Here is a 23492-nt window from a genome sequence, read left to right on the forward strand (position 1 = left end):
ATGAGTAAAGCAGGAGAAATTAGGGTAATAGCCTTGGGGCTAATTCGGAATGGCGAACGCATATTTCTTTCTGAAGGCTACGATCCCGTAAAGCGCGAAACATTTTATCGGGCTTTAGGCGGTGGGGTTGAATTTGGCGAAACTAGCCGCGACGCACTACAAAGAGAGTTTCAAGAGGAAATTCAGGCAGAATTAACGAATATTAAATATCTAGGTTGTATAGAGAACCTGTTTACATTTAATGGTAGGCAAGGTCATGAAATTATTCAACTTTACCAATGTGACTTTGTTGATTCAAAATTTTATCAACTCGAAAGTTTAGTTTTTTCAGAATCACAAACTCATAAACATAGAGCATTATGGATGGATATCTCTCGCTTGAAATCTGGGAAATTCAAGTTAGTACCTGAAGTATTTTTCCAATATCTATAAATTATTTGAAAAACTTATAAGATTGCTTTGCTGTTAATTATGCTACCCTACTCAACAAAGACACAATATACTGGTTGAGACTAACACCTTCTTGTTCAGAAGTCTCAGCTAAACGACGATGTAAAGATTTCGGCATCCGTAGTAGTATTTTACCGCTATAGCTATGATTGCTAGTTGGTAAGGGGATATCATCGCCAAATTCATAAGCTGTTTCAATCCACAATTCCCGCGCCTCATTGAGATTTGCCACTGTCTCTTCAAGGGTTTCGCCTTGGGTAAGACATCCTGGTAAATCTTTAATTTGAGCTACATATCCCCCCTCTGGTTCGGGATAAAGAGTTACAGGATATTGAAGATTTAAATAATATTCTAAGGACTGCTTTTCAAGCTTCTGGTTCTTCTGGTTCAGTGTCTTCATCAATCCACTCTTCTAAATTTAATAATTCAATTATCTGCTGCACATAGATTCCTTTAACTTTTTGTCCTCCTATCTTGGGTACAGTAATCGTTTTACCTTGAGAGTTTCGGAAGCTATGATGGCTACCCTTAGACTTTTTTCTTCAAAGCCAAAAGCTTCCAATAGATAGTAAACTTCCTGAAACCGCACTTCTGGAGGTCGTTTCAAGAAACGCTCTACTAATTCTCTTAATTTGCTCATTGAGAGATGATACTATATATAGTATCAAATTTTTGAGATATAAAAAAGCGATCGCTTCTTCAAGTAGTTCAGTCATCGCTGTTAATCTTTACGAAAGTCATACTATAAACAGGAGTCAGGAGTCAGAATACAGGATTCAGAATACTCCACCCATGAAGGGATGGAGTTTTAAGGCGAGAATATTTTAATTCTTTTCGCGCCACTTGCGGGCGTTAGCGTGCAGTGGGGCGCGTTCGCGGTAGCGTCTCGTAGAAAAAAAAGACCGGTTTTAAACCAATATTCAGACGCGACGCTCGCAGACTCGCTACCGCTACGCTATCGTGAACTCGCACTCCGCAAGCTATCAACCACTCGTACAGAATTCATGCTGAATCCTGAATGCTGAATTCTGACTCCTGATTCCTGAATTCTTCTTATAAATTATCCCTGCTTGCAATCTGTTGCGGTTGTTAGGGTGCGATCGCAAACACCAGGGGGTTTTTAACCCTTGCTTTCTCTGCCCTCCTGCTTCTTATGCTCCGTCTTATGCCTTCATTGATAAAACTTTTAAAAAATATCTGCTGTATTTGGGTACAATTACTAAGTTCTGAACTCATTTATTTTAATAAAACGTTGGTATAAATACAAACAATTATCAAGCCGTGAGTAGGCTTTAGTTTTCGTCTCAATTCAATATAAAATTTAAAACTTAAAATCCTAAATCAACATGGCAGACTTAACTCCTAATTCTAGTTTTAGTTTGACGTTGCGCTTACAGATTCCCAATCGTGTAGGGATGTTAGCGTCAGTCACCCAGGCGATCGCAGCTACTGGTGGCAATCTCGGTCAAATTGATTTAATCGAGCAAAGCCGCAAAGAGTCCACCCGCGATATTACTGTTGATGCTGCTAGTACCGAACATGCTGAAACCATTGTGCAAGCAGTGAAAGCATTGCCAGACATCAAGTTACTCAGTGTCTACGATCGCACCTTTAATTTGCACCGTGGTGGCAAAATCAGTATTACGAGCAGAATTCCTCTAAAAAGTGTATCCGATCTCGCAATGGCTTACACTCCTGGAGTCGGACGAATTTGTACAGCGATCGCTCAAGATCCAGAAGAAGTTTACAAGTTAACCATCAAACAAAACACTGTTGCTATTGTTACCGATGGTAGTGCCGTTTTAGGATTAGGAAATCTTGGGCCAGATGCTGCTCTCCCAGTCATGGAAGGCAAAGCAATGCTATTTAAAGAATTTGCTGGGCTAGATGCTTTCCCCATTTGTCTCGCCACTCAAGATACAGAAGAGATTATCCAGACAGTTAAGAATATCGCGCCAGTTTTTGGGGGTGTGAATTTAGAGGATATCGCTGCACCTCGCTGCTTTGAAATTGAAAAGAGATTGCGCGAAGAGTTAGATATTCCCGTTTTTCATGACGATCAACACGGTACGGCCATTGTCACCTTGGCAGCATTGTTTAATTCTCTAAAGCTGGTACATAAAGCAATGGCAGAAATCCGCATCGTGATTAACGGTGCTGGGGCGGCAGGAGTAGCGATCGCGCGGTTACTCCGTAAAGCTGGGGCAGAAAAAATCTGGATGTGCGACTCTAAAGGGATTATCTCTAACAGTCGTACCGATTTGACAGAAGAAAAACTCGAATTTGCTGTGAAAGCTCAAGGTACGTTAGCGGGTGCAATGCAAGGTGCAGATGTATTTATTGGTGTCAGCGCACCGGGAGTTTTGACACCAGAAATGGTGCATTCGATGGCGAAAGATCCAATTGTGTTTGCAATGGCAAATCCGATTCCAGAAATTCAGCCAGAATTAATCAGTAAAGATGTTGCTGTTATCGCTACCGGCCGCAGTGATTACCCCAATCAAATCAATAACGTCCTAGCTTTTCCTGGGGTATTCCGTGGCGCTTTAGATTGTCGAGCAAAGACGATTACTACCACAATGTACTTAGAAGCCGCAAATGCGATCGCTTCTTTAGTCAAACCTTCAGACTTGGATCGGGAGCATATTATTCCTTCAGTCTTTGATGATCGAGTAGCCAAGGCTGTTGCATCTGCTGTGCAACAAGCAGCGCGTCAAGAAGGTATCGCTCACAATTAAGTAAATTCATTACTCTTGTGGGATTGGTGTATCGCCCGTCCCAAAGCACATTCTTCCATAAGGAAATTGCTAAAACTAGCAAACCATTTTGGGTAGTCTCGATCATTTTATGATTTCGGTTGTACAGTTGTCGGCTATCTGAATATAAGGCAAAAGACGCGATGAATCGCCGTCTCTACAAAAGACTGATTATTGTAGAGACGGCGATTTATCGCGTCTTTGTGATGATTGATTTATCGCGTCTTTACGAGCTAGAATTTCCATCAAAAAACATCAATTTAAGCGTATTGTGGGCTATGGCTATCTATTCAATACTCAATCCTAACGCCCATAGCTGAGGTATTATTTCTAACTTGCCTTGTTTGTGTCTTGTAGAGAAGGCATCGCTTATCATCGATATGTCAGATCGAGGACTGGCGAAAAACTCGTCCCCATTTGGTGATTGGATTATATAAATAAAGCAATACCATCTAAAATCCACCATTTTGTCAACTCTTTGCAATGAAGTATCAAGCTGGGGACGAGTTTTTACAACAACTGCCGCTAATTTTGGCGGGGCCAATCCTAAAACATACTGAACCAGAGTCAGTGACGGTATGGGTAGCTCTGAAACAGTCTTGTAAAGTAGAACTCAAGGTTTATGAAACTATAAATGATGGTGAAGTGCTTGGAAATTGTTTATTAGAGGGAGAACGCTCTAGCTTTGCTCTGGGTAAATATCTTCATGTAGTTGCAATAACGGCTCGATCTCCGGCTGGATGTCGCCTAACTAGCGATCGCCTCTATGCTTACGATCTCCAGCTTACTATTGCAGACCAAACCCAGCAAACGCTGCAACAAGCATTATGCTCAAACTCTTTACCTACAGTCAGCATCAGCTACTTCGATCATCAAAAACCAACCTTTGTTTTGCCGCCAAACCGTCTGCAAGATTTGCAAATTGTCCATTCTTCCTGCCGTAAACCTCATGGTCATGGGTTTGATGCACTGCCAATTCTTGACAGTTTAATTGAGGCTTCAGCCAATCAACCCCAACATCGTCCTCACCAGCTATTCATGACTGGAGATCAAATTTACGGAGATGATGTAGCAGATCCGTCATTATGGGTTGCAACTACCCTTGGTGATGCCCTCTTGGGTTGGGAAGAACAACTTCCAGTGAATGGAGTTTACTGTACTCCCCAGCAGCTACCCCCTGGAGATCGTGCTGATGTGGCGACAAATCAAGCTGGCTTGACCGCAGGATTACATAATAAATCGGAGAAAGTTAACAGTCATCTTTTCAGTCTGGGTGAATATTACGCTACTTATTTACTAGCTTGGTCGCCAGTGTGCTGGCCAACCGCATTTCCCAAAGGACACCAAGTAACGCGCGATCGCCATGCTATCAAAGACTGGAATAAAGCAGTCTGGCATTTACGCCAATTCATCTACACCCTTTGGAAAGTGCGTCGCGCCCTTGCCAATATTCCCATGTACACCATCTTTGATGACCATGATGTTAGCGATGACTGGAACTTAAACCAAGCTTGGTGTTTGCGGGTGTTAGGCCGTCCCTTGGGGCGAAGAATAGTCCAGAATGCTTTGTTAGCTTACACGGTGTTTCAAGGATGGGGCAATATACCGGGGCAATTTACCAAAGATCAATCCGGTGAAAAGCTGTTGGCGGCTGCACAAGCTTGGTCAGCATCCCAAGGGAAGGATAAAAAAGCGAATGAGGCGATCGCTCGTTATCTAGGTATGCCAGCCAACGATCCCGCTACAGGTTTACCAATTCTAGTTCGAGACGGTTCGGTATTCATTCTTGAGAGAGATCCTGAAGCACTGACTTGGCACTACACAGTCAGAAGCGATTGCCATGAAGTAATTGTCCTTGATACACGCACTTGGCGGGGTTATCCAGCCGATCAAAAACCAATTGCCCCACCAATGCTGTTGTGTCCAAAAGCCTTTGAGCAACAACTAGTTTTACCTTTACAAAAAGTAGTTGAAGAAACTCAGATTCAAACTACATTTGTGATTGCGCCCACCAATGTATTTGGAATGCAAGTCATTGATTGGATTCACCATTGGAACTTAAAACAAGAGAAAGTTTTTTCAACGGATGTTGGAGATGCTTGGAACATTAACATGGAAGCACTGGCGAAATTTCTAACTACCTTGTTTGAAGAACGTCAACAAATAGTGATTCTCTCTGGAGATATTCACTACAGTTCTGTTGCTCACTTGTCTTATGCACACACACATTCTAAATTGCAGTCTGTTTTAGTGCAGTTAACCGCTAGTGCATTAAAGAATGAAGAGATTTTGACGCGGTTGATTCATACACGATTGAAAGATTGGTTACTACCCGAAAAAGTGCGACATTGGATTGGGTGGAGTGAGCCACCCAATATGGTAGAAGTTTCTGCAAAACAATTACACCATAATCGCCAGATGCTAGCTAACTCTGATTGGCATTGTGTGCTGGAGTGGATACCTCGAAACAGCGTTCAGACTTCTCGCTTCAAAGCAGATATATCATCATTAATAGCTCCTTGGAAACGAGCCGAAGATGCTAAATGGAAATGGTTACAACCCCTGATGTTTTGGAAATCTCGTTGGTTTCAGGAGGGGCGAGAAGTCGTTGGATTGAATAATTTAGGTTTGGTTCACTTTGATTTTGCAGACGCGAGTAGCTCTGATAAAGTTATTCAAGATTTGTACTGGTTTTCTTCTTGGTATCCAACTCAAGTTGTTTACAGCCATTTTGAGAGCGAGTTAATACCCAATCAGTCTTTATTAGAATAACTAGTAGTACGCCAAGGGAACTTGGCGGGGTAAAGGGTAAAGGGGAAGGTGGGGCCCCCTCTGGGGATAAGGGGCGGGGGGAAAGGGTTTAAATCCCTTACCCTTTTCCCTTTCCCCTTTCCCCAGCCCTCACTTAGCATTTTTGGGTTGGCAGACTACTAGCTTTGTTCTATGAATGGGAATTTGTGTTGTATATGTGGGCACTCTAGATTTGAGAAACATACTGGAGAGTAATTCTTATGTCTACGACCCCAATTAGTGCAACGTTCGCACAAAGAGACAGAGATGCTGTGTTGCAAGCGATCGCCACCATTAAAGAGAAGCTACCTTTTTTGGTTGATTTGAGTTCCGACGATCGCAAGACTTTACCCAAAATGGGAGATAAGAGTCGGGCGTTTGTCAGCAGAGCATTAGAGGTGGCGACGCAGAACCCAGAGTTTTTACCGCGATCGTTCGACTTAGAAGAGATGCGGAAGGACGTGCAATTATTTGAAGCATTGTATCCGGTGTTGTTGTCGTTGACGCAGTTACAAGAGTTGGTAGATGATACATCTCTTGCAGTGGGTAGTGAAGCTTATGCAGCCGCGTTACAGGTGTATAACTACGCAAAAGCCAGTGGACAAGGCGCGGGTTTAGATGCAGTGGTTGTGGAAATGGGACAACGATTTGCTCGTAAACCTGGAAAATCCAAGTCTCAAAAAGCAGTGTTGTAGAAAATAGCTCAGTACTTGCACTTAAAAGATGCAACGTTGAGGCTCAGAATTTGAATGTTGGAGTTAAAAGCACGACATTCCGAGTTCTGAGCTTCATTTTTTGAGTTCAGAGGCTCAACGTTCGAGTTCAAAGGCTCAACGTTCGAGCAAAAAGGTGCAACTTCCGAGTTCAAAGGCTCAACGTTTGAGTAAAAAGGTGCAACTTCCGAGTTCAGAGGCTCAACGTTCGAGTAAAAAGGCTCAACTTCCGAGTTCTGAGGCTCAACGTTCGAGTAAAAAGGTGCAACTTCCGAGTTCAAAGGCTCAACGTTCGAGTAAAAAGGTGCAACTTCCGAGTTTTGAGGCTCAAGCATCCCCTTTAGAACTCGAACATTTGGCTTCAGAGGTTAAACAGTTGAGTTAGAAGTTTAGAATTTGAGTTACAAGAGATATAGCTTACTGGCATAAGGGTTAGGCAATGAGTGAAACTCAGACCCCGTTACCGACAGATACATGGATTTGTGCTTCTTGGCAGGAGTATGAGGAAGCGATCGCTAATTTGCTCAACGAGAAGGTAAAGAGTTACTACTATAAGGGGCACATGAGGCTAGAAATGCCACCAGTTAGTTTTGATCGTGGTAAAGACCATGTTGTAATTATTTTTGCAGTGACTCTATTTGCAGCACTTAAAGGAATACTAGCGACAGGTTTAGATACAACCACTTTTCGTAAAACTGGTTTTCAGGATTGTAAACCCGATGTAGCATATTACCTCAGAGAAAACGCCCAAGCTATCCCAGCAGGTACAGGAATTGTCAACCTCGATCGCTATCCTGCACCGGATTTGGTAATTGAAATTGCTAAAACATCTCTATTGGATGACTTGGGTACAAAGCGATCGCTCTATGAAGAGTTAGGTGTTGCTGAATATTGGGTAGTAGATGTTCAAAATGCCCAAATCATTGTCTATGCGATCGCAGATCAAGGCAGTAAACGTATTCAAGAGTCACAGGTATTGCCTAGATTGGCAATGTCTATTTTAGAAGAAGCCTTACGTCAAAGTCGTGAAATCAATCAATCTGAAGTTGGAGCTTGGTTATTAAGCCAGTTCCAGTAAAAAGTTTGGAGCATTAACACAATTAGATCATCTTAAAACTAATAGGACTTACGCATGAGTTACGGAATAACGAACCGCAGAGGCGCAGAGGACACGGAGAAATCAGAGTTTAAGAGATATTTTGCGTAAGTCCTAACTAATTCGCAAGCAACACCTACAAAAATTTGTCAGCAGCCGATAAACGCAAATGCAGCTAGCTCCCCTGTTTCCAATTGTCTATCGTATTCTCCAACCGAGTTTTCCCAATTGCCTTTGGCGTGGAAATCCTCAGACTAAAGCGATCGCACTCACCTTTGATGATGGGCCACATCCTCAATACACACCCGAAGTTTTGGCAGTGTTAGACCGTTATCAGATTACAGCCAGTTTTTTTTGGTTGGGTGTTTGCGTCAACCGTTCACCAGCGATCGCCAAAGCTGTTAGCGATCGCGGCCACTGGATCGGATTACATGGTTACGATCACCGCTCTTTTCCCCTACTTTCCCCAAATGACTTAAAGAACAGTTTAGAAAAAACCCAAACTGCCATCTACAATGCTTGTAATCTGCAACCTGAACAAGTGCGAGATGTCCGTCCCCCAAATGGTTTTTTTACACCTGCTACTTTAAAATTGTTTTTGCAGTGGAATTACCGTCCCGTTATGTGGAGCGTTGTACCAGAAGATTGGGTGCAACCAGGTGTCAACACTGTGGTAGAGCGAGTTATGCAACAGGTAAAAAATGGCTCGCTGATTGTCTTGCATGATGGTGTTTGCGGTGGACAAGATGTTGCTGCCATAATTCAAATTCTCATTCCACAACTGCTACAACAAGGCTATGAGTTCGTGACTGTTGATACTCTATGGCATCAAGCTAAGACTAATTAACCTGAGTTCGGGATAAGGAAAAGAAGAAAATCATGTCAGCACTTCAGTTTCTCTTACTCGAAGCTAATCTACCCGATGCAGAAGTCGTGCAAGCCACGCTGAGAGAGGGCGGGATTGACTGTGAACTACTACGGGTAGAGACTCGCGCTGATTTTATTAGAACACTGGAAATCGGTGAAATAGACCTGATTTTGGCAGACTACGCCTTGTCTAATTTTGATGAGATTGCGGCATTAACGATCGCCCGTCGCCTACGTCCTGAGATACCGTTTATTTTCATCTCTGGCAGTTTGGGCGAAGAATTGGCGATTGAAGCGATCAAGCAAGGCGCGACAGATTATGTTCTCAAGCAACGCTTAGGGCGGTTAGTGCCATCGGTACAACGAGCATTGCAGGAAGCCCAAGAACTTGACAAAGATATTACCAAGCGCAAACAAGCTTTATCAGCCAACGAGTCAGACCTGAAAGATACGCAACTGCTGCACGAACTGAGCGCGAGGCTTATAACCGAAGGCGACATTCAGACGCTCTACCAGGAGATTATAGCTGCCGCGATCGCCCTCACACGGGCAGATGCCGGAACAATACAAATTATCGACGAAGCGACACAAGAATTGGTGCTGCTTGCCACGCAGGGCTTTGAGCGGAATATGACCGAGTATTTCTACCGCGTGAATGCGAGTTCCAACACGCCCTGCGGCATCGCACTTAAGACCAATACTCGTATGTTTGTTGATTTTGACGTACCTGAGAGCGAAGACCCCGACGGTTCAATGCAAATACACGTTGATGCCGGATATCTCTCGGCGCAGTCAACCCCGCTGATCGCTCGATCGGGCAAATTGATCGGTATCGTTTCGACCCATTGGCGCAAACACCATCGACCGAGCGATCGCGAACTGCGCTTTCTCGATTTACTCGCCCGCCAAGCGGCTGATTTAATTGAGCAGCGACAAGCTTTATCAGCCTTACGCGAATCGGAAGAAAAATACCGATCGCTGTTCGATTCGATTGACGAAGGCTTCTGCATTTTCGAGATAATTTATGACGAAACCCCAAAGGCGGTTGATTACCGTTTTTTGGAAGTGAATCAAGTCTTCGAGCAGCAGACGGGACTCGAAAACGTGGTGGGCAAGCTGGGAAGCGAGATTGCCCCGAACACTGAAAGCTACTGGCTTGAAGTCTATGACGATGTGGTAAAGACAGGAAAACCCCAGCGTATTGAAAATTACAACCAATCTACCGGGCGTTGGTATCAGGCTTACGCTTCGCGCGTCGGCAAAGCGGGCAGTCGCCAAATCTGCACTGTCTTTAATGACATCACCGAACGCAAACGGCACGATGCAAATCTCACCTTTTTAGCCGAAGTCAGCCAAGACCTTGCACGTCTGACGGACATTGACGAGACAATGAATGCGCTGGGCGAAAAAATCGGCAGACATTTCGGCCTGTCAGCCTGCGCCTTTGCCGAACTTTATGGGTCGGCTGGAATTGCAGTCATCGACTACAACTGGCATCGCAGCGACGTGCCGAGCCTGCGTGGTACGTATCGCATGCAAGAGTTTTTAACACCCGAAGTTATGCAACTTTGTCTGGCAGGAGTTGATATCGTCATCCGCGATGTGTTCGACGACCCCCTGACCGATGGCGAGCAGTTTGCAACTCTGAATATCGGCTCTTTCCTCAGCATACCGCTCATACGCAATGGCGAGTGGCAATTCCTGCTCGTTATCTATCGTAGCGAACCCCATGACTGGCGCGACGACGAAATTGAACTAACCCGCGAACTCGCCAACCGCATCTGGACGCGGCTGGAACGCGCCCGCGCCGAAGTAGGGTTGCGCGAATCGGAAGCAAAATATCGATCGCTATTCACGACGATGGCTCAAGGCTTCTGCATCATCGAGAAGATCGAGACGGGGGCAGGGCAACCGAGCGACTTCCGATACCTCACAACAAACCCAGCCTTTGAGCATCATACTGGAATGCACGATGTCGTTGGTAAGACGATCCGCGAATTCTTGCCCGATGCTGAACAACCAATCATCGACATCTACGACGAAGTGGTGCGAACCGGACAGCCTCAGCAGTTCGAGGACTATATTTCGGCACTCGACCGATGGATGGAAGCAGAGGTCTTCCCCGCTCAGATACCAGGACAGATTGCTGTCTTATTCAGTAATATCTCAGAGCGCAAACAGGCAGAAGCACAATTGCGCCGTGCTGCCGAGATGGACGCATTTCGGGTGAAGCTGTCCGATGCATTGCGATCGCTCACCGACCCCGTTGAAATTCAGGCAGAAGCGTGCCGTCTGCTGGGCGAACATTTAGGTGTTGACCGCGCCTACTACGTCGAAACCAATGAAGCAGAGGGTTACACGCGCGTCAATCAAAATTATTTGCGCGGTGACTCGCCCTCGCTCGTTGGTGTTTATCGGGTAGCGGATTACGACTGGACTCTGCCGTTGCTTCGCAGAGGCGAACCTGTCATCGTCGCGGATGCCCAAACCTCGGACATCATTCCCGAAGCCGACCGTGAGATCATGGCGGCTGTCAGGATTGCCGCGCATATCACCTCACCGCTGATCAAAGCAGGCACGTTGGTAGGCTCACTCTGCGTCACCGAATCTTTACCGCGCCAGTGGTCGGCGACGGAAGTTGAACTGGTGCGCGAAACCGCCGAACGCATCTGGGCGACGATTATCCGCGCCCGTGCCGAAACAGAATTGCGCGAATCAGAAATTGGGCGGATTCGAGAACAATCCGCCCGCGAAGAAGAACGCCAACGCGCCGAAGCTTTAGCAGAACTCGATCGCGCCAAAACCCTCTTCTTTAGCAACGTTTCCCACGAATTCCGCACTCCGCTAACGTTGATACTCGCTCCCCTGCAAGATGCCCTGAGCAATTCGCTAGATCTCCTAACTTCTTCACAACGGGAACGGCTAAAACTAGCACATCGCAACAGCTTGCGTTTGCTGAAACTGGTCAATACGCTGCTCGACTTCTCTCGCATCGAAGCCGATCGCCTGAAGGCAAACTACGAACCCACCGACTTATCCACCTACACGGCGGAACTGGCAAGTGTTTTCCGCTCGGCGATCGAGAATGCCAATTTACAGTTAGTTATCGATTGTCCTCCCTTACCCGATCCCATTTACGTCGATCGCGAAATGTGGGAAAAGATTGTCTTGAATCTGCTCTCCAATGCCTTAAAGTTTACCTTCGAGGGTATGATTTCTGTCTCGCTCAAACCCGTTAAAGAGGCAAGGGAGCAGGGAGCAGGGGAGCAGGGAGCAAGGGAGAAGAATTTTCCCCTCTGCCCCCCGCACCCTGCCCCTCTGCCTCTTCTCGATGCCCCCTGCCTCTTCGTTGAATTGATAGTCAGCGACACGGGCGTAGGTATTCCCCCTTCCGAACTGCCTCACCTGTTTGAGAGGTTCTATCAAGTCAAAGGCGCGAAGGGGCGCAGCTATGAAGGCTCAGGCATTGGTTTGTCTCTGGTGCAGGAACTCGTCAAGCGGCACGGCGGTGCGATCGCGGTTACGAGTACAGTAGAACAAGGCACAACCTTCACCGTCACTATCCCCACCGGAACCGCCCATCTACCCGCCGACCAAATTTGGGTTGCCTCTACACTGGCATCGACGGCTGTAACGGCGAATGCTTTTGTTGAAGAAGCCTTACGTTGGCTACCTGAAGAAGAGGAAGGGGGCACTTTGCTGGGGGCAGGGGGAACTGCCCTTGACGAAAGTACAGAATTTCAACTTCAAAGTTCGGAGGTTGAGCTTCAGAACTCGGAGGTTGAGCTTCTGAACTCGGAAGTTGAGCTTCAGAACTCGGAAGTTGAGCTTCAGAACTCGGACGTTGAGCTTCTGAACTCGGAAGTTCATGCTCAGAACTCGGAAGTTCAAGTTCAGAACTCGGAGGTTGAGCTTCAGAACTCCAAGAGGGCGCGTATTCTCCTAGTGGATGATAACGCCGACATGCGCGGCTATCTCAGGCGGTTGTTAAACCAGTACTACGAGGTGGAAGCTGTAAATGATGGGTTAGCCGCACTGACTGCGATCCGGCGTGGTGGAAATATCATCTATGACTTGGTGTTAGCAGATGTGATGATGCCCAGAATGGATGGATTTGAGTTACTGCGATCGCTACGGGCTTCACCAAATACTCAGACAATCCCGATTATTTTGCTCTCTGCCCGTGCTGGCGAAGAATCACGGGTGGAGGGGTTAGAAACTGGCGCAGATGACTACTTAATTAAACCCTTCTCGGCACGAGAACTATTAGCGCGAGTCAATGCCAACCTCCAATTAGCACAACTGCGACGCGAAGCAGTCTACCGCGAACAGGTAATGCAAGCAGTACAAACACTCAACGACCGCTTGGAGCAACAGGTGAAAGCGCGGACTGCTCAACTAGAAGCCATCAACCAAGAACTGGAGGCGTTCTCTTCCTCAATATCCCACGACTTGCGAACGCCGCTACGCTACATCAGTAGCTTTGCCGAACGGTTGCAAGGTAAGCTCAATGCAACCCTCGTCGATGCATCCAGTTTGCAAACTCTTAACATTATCACGAAATCTGCTCTTGAGGCAGAAAAAATGGTAGACGATCTGCTGGAGTTTTCCCGCCTGGGGAAGACAGAAATTCATTTGACTACTGTTAATATCAGTCAATTGGTACAAGAAGTACGAGAACAATTGCAGCCAGAACTGGTTGAGCGATCGCTCCACTGGGAAATCGAGCCATTGGCAACGGTAGAGGCTGACCCAGTACTGCTGCGGTTAGTACTGCAAAATTTGCTGTCGAATGCCATCAAGTACACGCGCAATAACACTGAAGCCGCCATCAAAATTGGTAGGATTGAACAGGAGCAAGAAGTGATATTCTTTGTCAAAGATAATGGTGCAGGGTTCGACATGAAATACTGCGATCGCCTATTCAGCATATTTCAACGGCTGCATCCCCAGGAAGAGTTTCCTGGCACGGGAGTCGGCCTTGCCACTGTCCGGCGGATCATTCATCGACATGGCGGACGTATCTGGGCAGAAGGTGCAATCAACCAGGGTGCAACGTTTTACTTTTCGCTCCCGAAACATGAGGTGTAGTTATGACAGGGCTGCGCTTTCTTTTGCTGGAAGACAATCCCCTTGATGCAGAGGTGATAGATGTCACCCTCACCGATGGCGGCGCTAATTTTGAACTGCTCCGGGTGGAAACTGGCGCTGAGTTTGTGAAGGCATTAGAAAGCAATGCGTTTGATTTGATTTTGGCAGACTATACTTTGCCCGGTTTTGATGGCATTTCTGCCTTGAAAATTGCCCAAAACCTCTGTCCTGACACGCCCTTTATTTTCGTCTCTGGCAGTATGGGCGAAGAATTGGCGATTGAAGCGCTGAAACTGGGAGCCACCGACTATGTGCTAAAGCGCAACTTAGGGCGGTTGGTTCCTTCTGTCCAACGGGCGCTGCGAGAAGCCCAAGAAAAGCGCGATCGCCAACTTGCCGAAGCCCGCTTGCGTCAAGTCGCGGCCAAACTGCCTCATGGCGCTGTATTCATTGTGGATCGAGATTTGCGCTACCAACTGGCAGAAGGCGAAGCGCTGGAGTGGGTCGGTATGACTACGGAAAACTTTGTCGGCAAAACACTCTGGGAAGCCCTCGAACCCGCCCTAGCAGCCAGCTACGAACCCTACTTTCGTCAAGCTCTCAATGGCGAATCGTTTACCTTAGAACACAACAGCCACGATCGCTACTATATCTCTCATGGCACACCCTTACGCAACGATCGCGGTGAAGTTGATGCGGTGCTGGCAATGTCCTACGACATTAGCGATCGCAAACAAATCGAAATTGCCCTCAAACAAAGTGAAGCTCGCTTTCGGTTAATGGTGTCAAGTGCAAAAGAATATGCGATTTTTACCGTCGATCCCAACGCTGCGATCACAAGTTGGAGTGCTGGTGCTGAAGAATTGTTCAAGTATTCAGAAGCAGAGATGATTGGCCGTGACAGTCGCAGCCTTTATGCCTTTGAAGAAAACCAACAAGACCGCGTTGGCTGGGAATTCCAGACCGCCCAAACTCAAGGACAGGCAGAAAATGAGTGCTGGCATATCCGAAAAGACGGTAGCCGCTTTTGGGGTAGTGGCTTTGTGATGCCCTTACGCAATGAAGCCGAGGACGTGCAAGGATTTATTAAAATCATGCGCGATGTAACCTCAAAGAGGCAAGCTGATGAACGTTTTCGGTTGCTCTATGACATCACCAGCGCTCTCCTGGCGGTTGAGCAACCGATGACGCTGATGCACAATTTATTCAGCAAACTTGCACCTGCGCTAGGGTTGGACTTTTACTACAACTACATCGTCGAGTCAAAAGACAACCGCCCCATCCTGCATTTGAAAAACTATGAGGGTATTACTCAAGAGTTGGCTGAGGCGATGGAGTGGATTGAGTTTGGTGAATACGTCTGTGGCTGGGCAGCGCAAGAACGACAGCAGATGGTTCTCAACCACATCCAAATTGCCACCGATCCTCTTGCCGAAATCGTCCGCAACCAGGGTGTTACTGCTTATGTCAGTCAACCGTTAATTGTGGAGGAGAGGTTATTGGGAACCATCTCGTTTGCTAGCCGCACCCGCACTGGCTTTACCCCAGAAGAAATCAATTTGCTGCAATTGATGTCTGAGCAAATAGCGATCGCCCTCGACCGAGCCAACCTAATTGTTTCGATTCAGCAACAGGCAGAACAGTTGCAACGAGCCAACCAGATTAAAGACGAGTTTTTAGCAGTGCTGTCTCATGAGTTGCGATCGCCCCTCAACCCGATCTTGGGCTGGTCACAACTGCTGCAAAAAGGCAAGCTCAACGCCACCCGTCAACGCGAAGCACTACTAACGATTGAGCGCAACGCCAAACTGCAATCACAATTAATTGAAGACTTACTCGACATCTCGCGGATTATGCGGGGTAAGCTGTCCTTAACAGTGGCTCCCCTTAATTTAATCCCTGTTATTTCTGCCGCCCTGGAAACGGTGCGTTTAGCAGCAGAAGCAAAGAATATTAACTTACACATCGATCTCGAACCGACTGCACCCATCTCTGGTGACGCTGCCCGCTTGCAACAAGTGGTGTGGAACTTGCTTACCAATGCCGTCAAATTTACATCAGATGACGGACAAGTAATCATTGAATTAAGGCAAATTGCAGGGCAGGCTCAAATCCGGGTGATCGATACAGGCATTGGCATTCAACCGGAATTTCTACCATACGTGTTTGATTATTTCCAGCAAGAGGATAGCTCAACGACACGTAAATTTGGTGGCTTGGGTTTGGGGCTAGCGATCGTCCGCCAAATTGTAGAACTGCACGGTGGCACAGTCACAGCAGAAAGCTTGGGTGAGAATCAGGGCGCAACCTTTACAGTTCAAATACCGATCTTGAACCAATCAGCACAAATTGTCCTTGACTCAGACGATGCTGAAACATCAAGCACCCAGACTCCCTTAAGCAACCTGGAAATTTTGGTAGTGGATGATAATAGTGATACTCGTGAGTTTCAAGCATTTTTGCTAGAAGAAAATGGCGCAAAAGTGACAGCCGTAGCGTCTGGGCTAGAAGCATTGCAAGTACTTGATAGTTTCATTCCCGATGTAATTGTGAGTGATGTCGGTATGGCTGATATGGATGGCTATATGCTGATAGAGCAAATTCGTTCGCGCCCATCCAATCAAGGAGGAACGATTTTGGCGATCGCGCTTACCGCTTATGCCGCAGATATTGACCAGCAAAAAGCCTTAACTGCTGGGTTTCAAGCTCACATTACCAAGCCATTAGAACCAGAGGAGTTAGTGAGGAAGATTGTCAACCTGTTAGAACACGGGATGTTTAACCCGAACTCAGGTTAATTAAAATGTTGAGATTTGTAGGCTCTTAGTCTCAGCGAACAGTTTCAATCACATCGGCATCCAACGAGATTGGTTACATTGCCATATTGGATTTAACTGCAATTGTCCAATGCTGGAATGTTTCACTTCCAATGCGATCGCTATCTTCACGGTAGATTTGCCGTAAACATTCATAAAATGCTTGGGCTTCATTCTCCAATCCAAATGTCATTAAGCACTTTAAGATTCGGGTGATGCGAAGATAATTGTGGTTAAATATATGTACCCATTCACGTTTCCGATTCGGATAGTCTTTTGACTGGCTGATAACTATTTTTCCGTCATTACTCTCGTGACGTTCCAACCCATAAAACTTAAGTATAACTGTCAAGGAGCGCAGCAAATTTTCACGGAGGCGTGGGTTCTTTTTAAATGCTTGAATTACTTCTTTATTAACAATAGGTGCATTAGAATTAAATGCACTTCGCTCAGGTAAAGGAAACAACCACTGAATATAATTGTGAGTACACTCTAATTCTTCAAAATCCCAAGTCCATATTTCTTGAATTGTGCGATCTTCTGAATCTCTTTGCTCCCCTAAGTAGAAAGGAACAAGCATTGCACTAAGTTGTTTTTCATGATTCATAAAGCAACATAAGTATAGGAATCCGGTTTGATTTATGAAAATATCAGTAGGATGTGAGCGCAAAGAGTACGGCATCAAACCCTTTATAATAGTGCATTACGAACTTCGTTCTAACGCACTCTACAATACCTAATTTCGTTCAAAAATCAAATAGTAATCCTACAGCTAATTTTGTACTTTTATTAAGCAATAAGTTAAAGGTTTAAAACCTTGCCCTTCATAGACGAAAAAATTTTGTATTACAGGGTAGCTTGAAACCTCGCTCCTTGTGGGCGACCTAGTTTTGCCTGTTCTTTTTAATATGAATTTTCTTAAATAGTTTACACTTTTGACTTAACTGCTGGCTGTGATGTCTGTAAAGGCTGAGGTAAACTCCAGTCAGGACGCAAGCTAGCGGCGTTGCGTAAATAGATATGATGAATTGAGGCGGAGGCTGGCAGATAAGCGTGGATTAAGAACCGAATGCAGCGCTGTAAGCTACCTTCAACGTGCATTTGCTGCACATCTAACATAGCCACATTATCCCAACCTGGTCGCACTCTGGCGATCGCAGCTGGAAAAATCGCATCCAAATCGCGTGTCACCGAGAAAGTCACACTAATCATGTCTTTCGGCTGGAATTCATTCCGATTTTCTAGTTCATCCAGTAGTTCTGTCACTACCTCTGTAATTGCCTCAACAGTATTTTCAGAAACGGTTGTTGCTCCGCGAATAGCCTTCATTTGCCACTCCACGCCAAATTCCTCCTTAATTAATTATTAGTCATTAGTCATTAGTCATTAGTCATTAGTCATTGGTCATTTGACTTTGAACAAAGGACAAAAGACAAATAACCAATGACAAACAACCATTTATGGTCGATATAACCACAACGGTAAACCACTAGTAGACATTTCAAATTCGAGCCAATCAATACCAGATCGAATTCCTGATGAAAACTGACGACTCCCTGGTAAAAGGCGACTCACTAAGGGTTTACGTTCTTCTAGGGTATAGCAGAGAGTTTTTTCTGGATCGAGTCCAACCAATTCTGCTGTCCAGCGACGGGCATCTTCTTCTGTGCCCAGGCGGTCTACAACACCCAACTCTAGGGCTTGCTGTCCAGTAAAAATCCGACCATCAGCGAAACTTTTCACAGCTTCTACTGTTAGAGAACGTCCATCAGCTACCGTTTGGACAAACTGCTGATAACTTGTGTCAATCAACTCTTGCAGGATGTTTTCTTCTGGTTGAGTCAGTTGCCGATCAAAAGCTAAAATGTCTTTATAAGGGCCAGACTTAATTACCTGGAAAGAAACACCAACTTTTTCTAGCAAGCGCTCCAAGTTATTTCCGCGCAAAATGACACCAATACTACCCGTAATTGTACCTGGGTTAGCAACGATGTGTTCGGCTCCCATGCCGATGTAAACACCTCCAGAAGCCGAAATATTGCCAAAGCTTGCGACGATTTTAATTTTTTCGCGCAAACGCTTCAAGGCGCTGTAGATTTCTTGAGAATCTCCGACTGTACCGCCAGGGCTATCGATACGCAGCAATAATGCCGGAAATTTTTTTTCTTCTACAGTTTTCAGTGCTTCTAGGACGCGCTTGCGAGTAGCACTGGCGATCGCACCAGTAATTTCAATCCGCGCAATTTGTTTTTTAAACTTGGGCTTAAACGGCCAAACCATAAGCTGTAAACATACCTCGTAATAAACTCAATATAAGATCCCCAGAGGTCAGACGACCTCCTTTGCTCTGTTAAGAAACATGAGCAGGCATTGTGTTTATCAGGATTTTAAGGAAGTTTTTATATTTTCCAGTGAGTTTTATCTGATATTCTCAATGAATGCTAATAAATTCCTTAAAGATTGCAGCCAACACAAAACGCCAAATTCTAGTCTAGCGTCCAACGCCGTGATTTAGCACAGACTATTTTAGCTGTTTTGCATAATTCTAAGTTTTAAAGCCCTTACTCTTATCGAACAGAATTCAGGAGTCAGGAGTCAGAATTCAGAATAAATTTTGTACGACTGGCGGATGAATAACCGGGTTTAAGACCCCCACTAAATTAAAAATTTAGTGGTCTTCAATCAGTCGCGGGTATGAATCCCTCACTGATAGCGTTCGCGCTAGCGTCTCGTAGAGAGCGTCTTGATTCTGACTTCTGACTTCTGAATTCTGAATTCTCCTTCAAGGCTTTTGGGCTATTTTTAAATTGTTTTACTATGGTCGCACGACTGCACTAATTATCAGTAATTGATAACTAATAACTAATAAGTATTTAATCAATAATTTCGGTAATCAATTTAATTAATAATAAAAATTCATTCAGCTACCCTAATCCCTATTTAAGTAGGTCAGCGTGAATATTTATCATCAGGATAAGGCAGGATAGCGTAGCGGTAGCGAGTCCGTAAACCTCAGCAGAAGGCAGGAGGAAAGAGGGTTTTAGTCTACTTTAATTTTATTGACATAGTTTGGTTTTTCCTAACCGTTCTATTTAGGTTAATACCAGTAGTACTTTAACTTTGGGAAATATCAATTTTTCCTCTGTTGTACAACTCATGAACCCCTAAAAAAGCTCTTGAACATTATTTTATGAATTTATCCGTAAAATTTGATACCGATAACAAACATACGTATCAAATAGCGCCCCGACAAAACTACAGGTCAAGCTAATGACAAATAATCCATGCAGGGGAGTTCCACTGCCAAAGATGGCAAGAAAATGCATAATCTGAGTAGCGATCGCTTCAGTTAAGTCTTGTAAGCCGGGAAAAAAGCCGATGAGGGATAAAAGAAGCAGTCCACCGCCTACTAAGAAAATGGGAGCAACAAAACTAAAAATGATTGTCAACAGTAAAGAGCGGAGAAAGTTAATGAAAATAGTCATTTAGGACAAACTCCGTGAGTAGAGATGACGCTAGCGAGATAGCGGTTTGTCATTTTCTACAATACGTGCGATCGCTCCTAAGCAAACAATCTGTCAAAAATCTTAAGTTTTCATTAAAAGAAACGGCTACTAGTTACAGCACATGCTGGGGCTTTGAAAAATTATTTAATTCAATCAAACCCTTGTAGAATCAAGCTTGTACTCAAGGTTAGCAGCTAATCATTGGTTTGCAACACATTTAATCATAGCTTTTCTTTCTGAGAGCATCTTTAATCTAAGTTAATATTCAGTCCCCCTATGAGCCAGGGGCATCAAGGAAACGAGGTAAAAATAACCATTCCCCATTCCCAATTCCCAATGCCCAATTCCCAATTCCAATGACTTCCGCTATTCTTAAGGCAGTTACCGAGTTAGCTACAGAACATTGAACCAGACTACATCCAAATCCAGTTTAGGAGAATGGAGTCAGCGATTGCTGGCAGCGATTTTTCTGGGTGGGCAAGTCCTAGTTCACCTATTGAGGGGCAAAATCCATCGGCGCAACACCTTAGAACAAATGGCAGCAGTTGGGCCCGATTCCCTATTTATTGCCCTTTTGACGGCTATTTTCGTTGGTGCAGTGTTTACGATTCAAGTGGCGCGGGAATTTATCAACTTTGGCGCAGGAAACATTATCGGTGGAGTGCTTTCTATAGCTTTGACACGAGAACTTTCTCCCGTGTTAACAGCAGTGGTTTTGGCAGGGAGAGTAGGTTCGGCCTTTGCAGCCGAAATTGGTACGATGCGAGTCACAGAACAAATCGATGCCATGTTGATGTTAAAAACAGATCCAATCGATTACCTAGTTATTCCCCGCGTTCTTGCTTGCTGTTTAATGTTACCGATTTTAACCCTTCTATCTTTGGTAACAGGGATGTTTGGAGGATTCCTAGTTGCGATAAGTATCTACAATCTGTCTGATACAGTATTTTTAGACTCAGCCCGTAACTTTCTTGGTACCTGGGATATTTTTAGCGCCATGATTAAGGCATGCTGCTTTGGTATTTTAATCGCCGTAATTGGTTGCAGTTGGGGGTTAACAACAACAGGAGGAGCCAAAGGTGTAGGACAGTCAACCACAACTGCTGTTGTGACTGCCTTACTGATTATATTTGTGAGCAACTTCTTTCTTTCTTGGTTGATGTTTCAGGGGCTTGGCAGTGCATTCTTGAAAGGCTGATAAAAATTAGGACTGAATAGTTAGGAGTTAGGAGTTAAAAGTTAAAACTCCTCACTCATAACTCATAACTCCTAACTTCTGACTCCTAAAATAGGAGATATGCCTACTAATAAATAAAGCAGGATTTAAGACTGTGGCCAGTTCATTTGCTCCTAACTCCACATCAACTGTGGAACTCAAGCCTAGTTACAATATACCTATAGTGTTGGTGATTGCCGCGATTCCGCTACTGTTAGTACAACCGTGGATAGGCTCTGTTTTCACACTGTTTGGTTTGTTTCTCATGTTTCAGGCGTTAACGCTGCGGTTGCAATTTACCGTCACCGACTTAGATATTTACAGAGGCGAAAAATTGATTCGGCGCTTTCCCTACCAGGAATGGCAAAACTGGCGAATCTTCTGGAATGGAGTCCCCATCCTGTTTTACTTTAAAGAAATTAAAAGTATTCACTTTTTGCCGATTTTATTCGATCCCAACGTCTTGAAAACTTGCTTAGAACAACGTTGTCCGCGTATTTAATGCTGATACCAATTACAGAACTTGGGGATCTTACCCCAAGTCGCAATACTACTCGGGTTTTGGATTTTGAACTCAGAATTGGGTTTGGGAAAAGGTTAAAGGGGAAGGGTTAAAGGTTTTTTCTTTCCCTTTTCCCCCGCCTCTTATCCCCAGAGGGGGCCCCACCTTCCCCTTTTCCCCAAAACCCGACAAGTATTGCCCCAAATCCTACCAAGCTTAATTTTATGCAGCTTCATAAATATTGGTATGAGTGCCATCTGTGCTGAGTCGTTTTGATCTAAACTCATAACTCAGCACTCATTACTCACGACTTTTATGGCAGGTCAATTGTAATATTTCTGAAAGCTATTTATTCGCGTCATAGGAATTACACTATTGTTTATGAACCCAGAGGCATCTCAAACCCCAGAACCAATTGATGAGCGGTTGGCAGAAAAACAAGAAGAGAACAATGTGGTTGAACATCCTGTCAATCCATCTGTTGAGTCAGTGGGAGAAACAGGAGGCGTTAGCTCATCAGAAGACTACGCAACTTTTGAGCCACTTGTTTCCAATGCAGAAGTGGTAGATACTACAGTAGAGCTAACAGAAAATTCAAATGGCGAGTTTGTAGCGCAACCCGAATCGGAAAATACCGTACTGGGGTCAGAAATTGGAGCGTCATTATATACAGAAGCAGAGCAGCGAGTGGCAGAATTGCAAAGCACTGAAGCGGCTCTCAAGGAAGAAATAGCCAACCTGCAAGCTTCTTACAAAAACCTTCAAGCACAAGTTAGCGAAACTCAAACTTCACTGGGACGACTTGTGCAAGAGTCATTGGTGCAGTTAGAACAACGCAAACAAACTCTGCAAATCTCTGTAGAACAACTAGAACGCCGCCAAGAACGTATTCGCAACGAAATGCGAACCACTTTTGCTGGTACATCCCAAGATTTAGCAATTCGGGTGCAGGGTTTTAAAGACTATCTCACGGGTAGCTTACAGGATTTGGCTGTTGCAGCTGAACAATTGCAACTAACACCAACTGTAGTAGCACGCGAGAAACCATCTGTGAAAGAGGTTAAACCTGCTGAACCCCAATCAGGAATTCCACAATTTGCCCAGCAGCAATTTCAAGACACTACAAAGCAAATTCGTCGCCTAATTGACCAATATCGCAATAAACCAGATTACTATGGCCCAGCGTGGCAATTACGCCGTACCTTTGAACCAATCCATGCAGAACGAGTCTCAGACTGGTTTTTTACCCAAGGAGGACGGGGTGGTTTGCGGACAATGGGTAGCCGCTTACAGAATATTTTAATTGCCTCGGCTGCAATTTCGATATTACACAAGCTGTATGGCGATCGCGTCCGTACTCTAGTTTTAGCTAATACACCGGAGCGATTAGGTGAATGGCGGCGCGGCTTGCAAGACTGTTTGGGAATCGGTCGCCCAGATTTCGGCCCAGACCGAGGCGTGGTATTATTCGAGGCATCTGATGCTTTGGCTCAAAAAGCAGACCGATTAACCAAAGCCAATCAACTGCCTTTAATTATCATTGACGATTCAGAGGAACAAATCAGTTTGTCATTGCTGCAATTTCCTCTGTGGTTAGCCTTTGCTCCTGACCCCAAAACCGTGAGAAACTATGATGATGATTTTTAAATGAGTGATTGGGAATTGGGAATTGGGAATTGGTCAAGAGGT

19 protein-coding genes and 1 pseudogene are annotated in these 23492 nt (G+C 45.0%); 14 read left to right on the forward strand and 6 right to left on the reverse strand.

Features of this window, described 5'->3' with window-relative positions:
- Positions 1–432, forward strand: coding sequence for an NUDIX hydrolase (locus RMZ41_RS12815; protein ID WP_322641895.1), 432 nt, complete (start codon positions 1–3; stop codon positions 430–432).
- A gap of 37 nt (positions 433–469) precedes the next feature.
- Here RMZ41_RS12815 and RMZ41_RS12820 read toward each other — a convergent pair whose 3' ends face one another.
- Together RMZ41_RS12820 and RMZ41_RS12825 are read right to left on the reverse strand one after the other, a co-directional pair.
- On the reverse strand, positions 470–850 hold the full coding sequence (locus RMZ41_RS12820; RefSeq protein WP_322641894.1) for a type II toxin-antitoxin system HicB family antitoxin: 381 nt from the start codon (positions 848–850) through the stop codon (positions 470–472).
- 69 nt (positions 851–919) lie between these two features.
- Positions 920–1090 carry a hypothetical protein gene (locus RMZ41_RS12825; protein ID WP_322641893.1) on the reverse strand — a complete coding sequence of 57 codons (171 nt, stop codon included), beginning with the start codon at positions 1088–1090 and terminating at the stop codon, positions 920–922.
- A gap of 706 nt (positions 1091–1796) precedes the next feature.
- Here RMZ41_RS12825 and RMZ41_RS12830 point away from each other — a divergent pair.
- The 10 genes and pseudogenes from RMZ41_RS12830 to RMZ41_RS12875 all read left to right on the forward strand — a co-directional run bounded on the left by RMZ41_RS12830 (position 1797) and on the right by RMZ41_RS12875 (position 16561).
- Complete coding sequence (locus RMZ41_RS12830) at positions 1797–3188, forward strand: malic enzyme-like NAD(P)-binding protein (protein WP_322641892.1); 1392 nt, start codon at positions 1797–1799, stop codon at positions 3186–3188.
- A 161-nt stretch (positions 3189–3349) separates the two neighbouring features.
- The gene (locus RMZ41_RS12835) at positions 3350–3526 is read left to right on the forward strand and encodes a hypothetical protein (protein ID WP_322641891.1); all 177 of its coding nucleotides are present in this window, start codon (positions 3350–3352) and stop codon (positions 3524–3526) included.
- Positions 3527–3689: 163 nt separating this feature from the next.
- On the forward strand, positions 3690–5978 hold the full coding sequence (locus RMZ41_RS12840; protein WP_322641890.1) for a PhoD-like phosphatase: 2289 nt from the start codon (positions 3690–3692) through the stop codon (positions 5976–5978).
- A 239-nt stretch (positions 5979–6217) separates the two neighbouring features.
- Positions 6218–6691: a hypothetical protein gene (locus RMZ41_RS12845; protein ID WP_322641889.1), complete on the forward strand. Its 474-nt coding sequence runs from the start codon at positions 6218–6220 to the stop codon at positions 6689–6691.
- A 100-nt stretch (positions 6692–6791) separates the two neighbouring features.
- Positions 6792–7094, forward strand: a complete 303-nt coding sequence (locus RMZ41_RS12850; RefSeq protein ID WP_409875234.1) for a hypothetical protein — start codon at positions 6792–6794, stop codon at positions 7092–7094.
- 54 nt (positions 7095–7148) lie between these two features.
- Positions 7149–7787, forward strand: coding sequence for a Uma2 family endonuclease (locus RMZ41_RS12855; RefSeq protein WP_322641888.1), 639 nt, complete (start codon positions 7149–7151; stop codon positions 7785–7787).
- 187 nt (positions 7788–7974) lie between these two features.
- Positions 7975–8652, forward strand: a complete 678-nt coding sequence (locus tag RMZ41_RS12860; protein WP_322641887.1) for a polysaccharide deacetylase family protein — start codon at positions 7975–7977, stop codon at positions 8650–8652.
- 32 nt (positions 8653–8684) lie between these two features.
- Positions 8685–10454, forward strand: a pseudogene (locus tag RMZ41_RS12865) (GAF domain-containing protein); the annotation flags it as partial.
- Between the two features lie 36 nt (positions 10455–10490).
- Positions 10491–13763, forward strand: coding sequence for an ATP-binding protein (locus tag RMZ41_RS12870; RefSeq protein WP_409875266.1), 3273 nt, complete (start codon positions 10491–10493; stop codon positions 13761–13763).
- 2 nt (positions 13764–13765) lie between these two features.
- On the forward strand, positions 13766–16561 hold the full coding sequence (locus RMZ41_RS12875) for a response regulator (protein WP_322641886.1): 2796 nt from the start codon (positions 13766–13768) through the stop codon (positions 16559–16561).
- A gap of 73 nt (positions 16562–16634) precedes the next feature.
- Here the strand turns inward: RMZ41_RS12875 and RMZ41_RS12880 are convergent, their stop codons facing one another.
- From RMZ41_RS12880 to RMZ41_RS12895, 4 genes are all read right to left on the reverse strand, one after another.
- Complete coding sequence (locus tag RMZ41_RS12880; RefSeq protein ID WP_322641885.1) at positions 16635–17186, reverse strand: opioid growth factor receptor-related protein; 552 nt, start codon at positions 17184–17186, stop codon at positions 16635–16637.
- A gap of 320 nt (positions 17187–17506) precedes the next feature.
- A complete protein-coding gene (gene aroH, locus RMZ41_RS12885; RefSeq protein WP_322641884.1) occupies positions 17507–17908 on the reverse strand; it encodes a chorismate mutase in 402 nt (133 codons plus the stop codon).
- A gap of 129 nt (positions 17909–18037) precedes the next feature.
- Positions 18038–18859 (reverse strand): signal peptide peptidase SppA, encoded by an 822-nt coding sequence (gene sppA / locus RMZ41_RS12890; protein WP_322641883.1) that lies wholly within the window; start codon positions 18857–18859, stop codon positions 18038–18040.
- A 908-nt stretch (positions 18860–19767) separates the two neighbouring features.
- Positions 19768–20064 (reverse strand): hypothetical protein, encoded by a 297-nt coding sequence (locus RMZ41_RS12895; RefSeq protein ID WP_322641882.1) that lies wholly within the window; start codon positions 20062–20064, stop codon positions 19768–19770.
- Between the two features lie 424 nt (positions 20065–20488).
- Here RMZ41_RS12895 and RMZ41_RS12900 point away from each other — a divergent pair, with 424 nt between their 5' ends.
- From RMZ41_RS12900 to RMZ41_RS12910, 3 genes are all read left to right on the forward strand, one after another.
- Complete coding sequence (locus RMZ41_RS12900) at positions 20489–21283, forward strand: MlaE family lipid ABC transporter permease subunit (protein WP_322641881.1); 795 nt, start codon at positions 20489–20491, stop codon at positions 21281–21283.
- Between the two features lie 133 nt (positions 21284–21416).
- Positions 21417–21803 carry a DUF3119 family protein gene (locus RMZ41_RS12905; protein ID WP_322641880.1) on the forward strand — a complete coding sequence of 129 codons (387 nt, stop codon included), beginning with the start codon at positions 21417–21419 and terminating at the stop codon, positions 21801–21803.
- 381 nt (positions 21804–22184) lie between these two features.
- A complete protein-coding gene (locus tag RMZ41_RS12910) occupies positions 22185–23450 on the forward strand; it encodes a DUF3086 domain-containing protein (protein WP_322641879.1) in 1266 nt (421 codons plus the stop codon).
- The last annotated feature ends 42 nt before the right edge of the window (positions 23451–23492 follow it).

Source organism: Nostoc sp. DedVER02, assembly GCF_034530675.2.
In the GTDB taxonomy this organism is placed as follows: domain Bacteria; phylum Cyanobacteriota; class Cyanobacteriia; order Cyanobacteriales; family Nostocaceae; genus Nostoc.